At 59.9% G+C, this 4478-nt stretch carries 5 protein-coding genes and 1 pseudogene; 2 read left to right on the plus strand and 4 right to left on the minus strand.

What is annotated here, in order from left to right; genetic code table 11:
- Positions 1-185 precede the first annotated feature (185 nt).
- Positions 186-761, plus strand: coding sequence for a putative natural product biosynthesis protein (locus tag G3436_RS07220; protein WP_163942957.1), 576 nt, complete (start codon positions 186-188; stop codon positions 759-761).
- Between the two features lie 77 nt (positions 762-838).
- Positions 839-1765, plus strand: coding sequence for a LysR family transcriptional regulator (locus G3436_RS07225; RefSeq protein WP_163942960.1), 927 nt, complete (start codon positions 839-841; stop codon positions 1763-1765).
- 21 nt (positions 1766-1786) lie between these two features.
- Here G3436_RS07225 and G3436_RS07230 read toward each other — a convergent pair whose 3' ends face one another.
- The 4 genes and pseudogenes from G3436_RS07230 to G3436_RS07245 form a co-directional block, all read right to left on the minus strand.
- Positions 1787-2692, minus strand: a complete 906-nt coding sequence (locus G3436_RS07230; RefSeq protein ID WP_178116356.1) for an AEC family transporter — start codon at positions 2690-2692, stop codon at positions 1787-1789.
- A 14-nt stretch (positions 2693-2706) separates the two neighbouring features.
- Positions 2707-3177: an aminotransferase class I/II-fold pyridoxal phosphate-dependent enzyme gene (locus tag G3436_RS07235; RefSeq protein WP_163942965.1), complete on the minus strand. Its 471-nt coding sequence runs from the start codon at positions 3175-3177 to the stop codon at positions 2707-2709.
- Between the two features lie 104 nt (positions 3178-3281).
- Positions 3282-4156 (minus strand): annotated as a pseudogene (locus G3436_RS07240) (LysR family transcriptional regulator).
- Positions 4157-4281: 125 nt separating this feature from the next.
- Positions 4282-4478, minus strand: a 197-nt coding sequence (locus tag G3436_RS07245) for a hypothetical protein (protein ID WP_243667044.1), incomplete at its 5' end; no start/stop codon positions are given.

Raw genomic sequence — 4478 nt, forward strand, 5'->3', positions numbered from 1 at the left:
ACACATTTCTCCTGGGGCCCCCGAGGCGAGTGGACAACACCGCTCGCCCCGTCATGACTGGCCATCGATCAATCCTCGCGCCTCGCCTGCATCAATCCGCTGATCCGAAGTGAATACAGGTTGTCGCCCTTCAGCGTTGTGCTGACGTGCGTGCCTGCGATGGCTAATGATTTCAGGAGCATGCGATGTCTCGCGCCTTGACCTCTCCGACGGTGCCGGAGCCCAGTAACCGTGTAGTCCGCAACGGTGATTTTTTGTTGCCGTTTCCCGATTACCCCTGCAATGCCCGCAGTTTCGTGCATCTGGACGCACGCCTGCTGCCGTACTGGCATACGTTGTTCGATGTATGCCCCAGCTTGCTCAAGCTGGACCCTCCAGAAGGTCTGGAGCTGTTTCGTCGTTTCATGACCTGGGCCTATCGGCATCATCCGTCACTGGACTGGACCTATTACGTCAGTGTGTGCCGCTGGTTATTAAGCTCGCCTTACAAGGCCCGGGTCACCGATGAGCATATCGAAGCTTTTCTGGTCGCAGCGGCGGCGTTGTGGGTTGCCAGTGATGTTTCCCAGGCCCGTGGCCTGGTACTGGCTTGGCAACCGATGGCCGAGGTGGTGGTGGAGTGGAAGCAGGGGGCGCGTGCTGGCGCATTTACGCTTGAAGACAGCCAGCAGCTGCCGTCGCCACTGTGGGACTTCTCATGGAGCCCACTCAGTGGCAAAGGCGCGGTCAGCTTTCGGCGTTGGTTGCCAGTGCCCGGCTAGGGCGGTGTGTTTGCACGGGCGGACCGAGGGCTCGCCCGACATCGACATGATATTCAACCCACTTCGAGGCTCTGACGATGGATATACTGCAATTCATGCGCGCGTTTCGTTCCGTGGTCCAGGCGGGCAGCCTGACGGGCGCGGCTGAACGACTGCAAACCAGCACGGCGAACATCTCCCGTATGCTCACGCAACTGGAGGCACACCTGCATGTTCGCCTGCTCAATCGCACCACTCGCCGTATCGCCCTGACAGAAGCAGGCAAACGGTATCTGGCACGCTGCGAGCAGATCCTCACGTTGGTAGACACGGCCGAGAGCGAGGTGCAGCAACAGCACAACCGGCCGATGGGGGAGTTGCGTATCCACGCGATGCACGGGTTGGGACAGCACTACCTGGTGGACCTGATCACCCGATACCGTAAACGCTATCCCGAGGTGACGTTCAATCTGACGCTGTCCAACCGATTGCCAGACCTGCACAAGGAAGGCTATGACATGTCGATCCTGTTGCAGAACTCACCGCCGCAGGTGGCGTACGGTGTGCAGGCACTGGGTCGCGTAGACGCGATTCTCTGCGCGTCGCCAGGCTACCTGGCGAGCCACGCTCCCTTGGAAGGTGCGCAGGATTTGCGTGCGCATGCCTGTCTCAGCTTTTGTGATGGTGCGCGGCACTCTGATGATTGGCAGCTCTACGGCCCTTCTGGGCCAGTCAAGGTGCCGCTGGCGCAGACGCCACTACGGGTTGATTCGGAAGACGCAATGCGATCGGCGATCGTGGCGGGGTTGGGAATAGGCTTGCTGCCGGCATATGCGGCAGCTGAGGGTTTGCGCAACGGCAGTCTGCTCCAGGTGTTGCCACGTTACCATTCTCGGCCTGGTGCTATCTATGCGATCTATCCGAGCCGGCAGCAGTCGGATGTGCGCAGCAGCACCTGGATCCATCATCTGATGGATCACATGCCGGGTATGTTGGCTGGCGATGTGCAGACCCTCTGTGCTTGAGGGGCCGTGCCAGTTCTGGGATCAGATCCAGGGAATCAAGACGATCACTGCAATGGGCAGAGCCACTGCTGCAAGTAACGTCTGGCTGGCAATGATTCCTGCCATCAGGGGCGCATCCCCGCCTAGCTGCCGGGCCATGATGTAGGACGATGAGGCGGTCGGCAGTGCCTGGAAAAGCAATGCCGCGATGGCGGCCTTGCCGTCCAGCCCCACCACATGACAAGCGCACAGCGTCATCAGCGGCATGATCAGAAACTTGACCACCGATGAATACGCGACGGGTCGAAACCAACTGCGTACAGAGCCCAGCTCAAGCGCAGCCCCCACACAAAGCAAGCCCAACGGCAACGACGCTTGCCCTAAAGCCTTGATCACCGGCTCGATGCCAACCGGCAGGCCCACCCCCAGCGCCTGAAGCGCTATACCTGCGAAGCAGGCCAGAACAAGTGGGTTAAGTGCCACCTGCCGGGCAACCTTGCCCGCAGGCATTTTGCCTCCTGTGCCGTAGCGGGCGAACACCAGTACGCACAGAATGTTCACTGTCGGCACTATGGCCGCATTGGCTACGGCACAGCGCGATGCCCTGGGCGCGAACAAGCCGGCCACCACTGAGACGCCTACATAATTGTTGAAGCGCACCGCGCCCTGGAAAATGGACGTGAACGCCGCGTCGTTGTCTTTGATCAACGGACGGGCGCCGACCATCAGCACCGCGACCATGACCGTCGAAACAACAAGCGCCATGATCATCCCTTGGACGGGTACGTTGTCCAGCTTGGCGGTCGCCAGACCGTGCAGAAAAAGCGCCGGCAGCAGAACGTAGTAACCCAGGCGCTCGGCCTGTGCCCAGAAGCTGTCTTGCAAGAATCGACTGCGCTTGAGCCAGGTACCCATGACAATCAGCACTGCGATAGGAGCAAGTGCCATTAAAAGTTCGGCCGTCACGCGTACGCCTCCAGCGCGCCAACCAAGCGCTTGCACCCTTCAACCAAGGTGGCTTCGTCTGTGGCAAAAGAAAGCCTCAGGTGCCCAGGCAGTTCAAAGGCGCTTCCGGGAACCGTTGCGATGCCGGCTTCGAGTAGATCAAGCGCAAGAGCCTGGTCGTCAATCCTCGTTTTGAGTTGCGCAAGTAGATAGAACGCACCCTCCGGGCAGGGCACCTGCAGCTTGGCGCTCGAGCGCAGGACGTGAAGCGCAGCATCCCGGCGCTGCCGATAGATCGCGTTGCGCTCGGCCAGCAAGCCTCGTGGCCGTTCAAGCGCAGCCATGCAGCAAGTTGGCTCAAGGTGAAGGCGCTTGGGTAAAGCGGATTTCTGCGTAGATTTCGTCGGACAGCACCTTGCGGCGGCACGTTTGGCCATGAGCAGAATCGCCGATTGGAACGCGCTGTTTGGCGTTTCGATATTGTGCATGGTGCCCTTCGCAATGCAGTGGGATGGGCACTACGATAAGCACTCGAGACCTAAAGTAAAAACGATTTAAAATTCACGGCTCAACAAGTTTTAATCATGGGTCATCACGTAGGCGCGTGCTTTTTGACCGCCTGCGCCAGCGCTGCCGCCAGCCGTGCGAGTGGTCTTTCTTCTTGTTCCAGAAGCACAACGCGACGGGTGCTTTGCGGTAATCCGAACGGCTGCACGTCCAGGTGCTTGAGGTGTTCGAGATTTTGGTTCGATAGCGGCACCACTGACACCCCCAAACCGCTGGCGACCATCTGGATGATTGCATCCTGGCTGTCCAGCTCCATGCTGGTTTTCACCCGCAGGCGATCCGCCGAAGTTCTCGATCAATGGTGCGCCCGGCCCAGGCCCGGCGGTCAAAGCGGATGAAGGGGAGTTGTTGAAGTAGCTGTCGAAAATCCAGGCCTGCGCATGAGCTCGGCGCAATGATCCAGAAGCCTTCTTCATAGAGTGTCGTACTGACCAGGCCGTAGGGGTACGGTTTCACCGGCTCTGTAGTGATCGCGACATCCAACTCGCCCGCCTCTACGCGCGTGGCCAATTCGGCAGACATACCCGAGGCTACGTTTATGCGCAGGTGAGGGTGTTCGGCAGCCAGTGCGGCGAGGGCACGTGGCAAGGCACCGGCCAATGCCGTCTGGATGGCGCCGATTTTCAGTCGGCCGCGCAGCTCGTTATCAGCCCCAATGTCCGAAGCAATGCTGTCGTAAAGTGCAATGATCTCGTGCGCGCGCTCCACGGCCAGATGGCCAGCGTCGGTTAGCACGGGCAAGCGCCGCGAGCGGTCGAACAAAGCGGCATTGAACGCTTCTTCAAGCGACTTTACGTGCAGGCTCACTGCCGATTGGGTGAGATGGACGGTGTCTGCCGCTCGCGCAAACGAGCCGTGCTGAGCGATAGCGATCAAGGTACGAAGTGCACGCAATGACATAGTGATTTCTCATGCTTTGCAGCCGGCAAGCAGGTACGGGGTTGATTTTATACGTGCTGTCTTGACGAAACTGCAAGGGCCGCTTGCCCGTGCTTGGGACACGCCGACCCTTGAGTAGCAGGATTTCAGTGGTTGCCGTGAGCGGCGTCCTTGTCGACCTTGACCACGCCGTGAAACAGCGCGAACTGCCTGACCCGTTCGGTTGGCTGGCTGCGTTCGGCCTCGCGCACCGCCTGGCTGAGTCGTTCGGCGTCCTGTTCACGCAGCCCGGCGCTGCGCAGGGTAGCCGGGTCCAGTAGCGAATCACCCGCGCACAACACCA

Source organism: Pseudomonas brassicae, assembly GCF_010671725.1.
Classification (GTDB): Bacteria; Pseudomonadota; Gammaproteobacteria; order Pseudomonadales; family Pseudomonadaceae; genus Aquipseudomonas; species Aquipseudomonas brassicae.

What these genes read in the sequence shown, in the direction of transcription:
- G3436_RS07220 (WP_163942957.1), top strand. Translation starts at nt 186, where the DNA reads ATGTCTCGCGCCTTGACCTCTCCGACGGTGCCGGAGCCCAGTAACCGT.
- G3436_RS07225 (WP_163942960.1), top strand. Translation starts at nt 839, where the DNA reads ATGGATATACTGCAATTCATGCGCGCGTTTCGTTCCGTGGTCCAGGCG.
- G3436_RS07230 (WP_178116356.1), bottom strand. Translation starts at nt 2,692, where the DNA reads ATGGCACTTGCTCCTATCGCAGTGCTGATTGTCATGGGTACCTGGCTC.
- G3436_RS07235 (WP_163942965.1), bottom strand. Translation starts at nt 3,177, where the DNA reads ATGCACAATATCGAAACGCCAAACAGCGCGTTCCAATCGGCGATTCTG.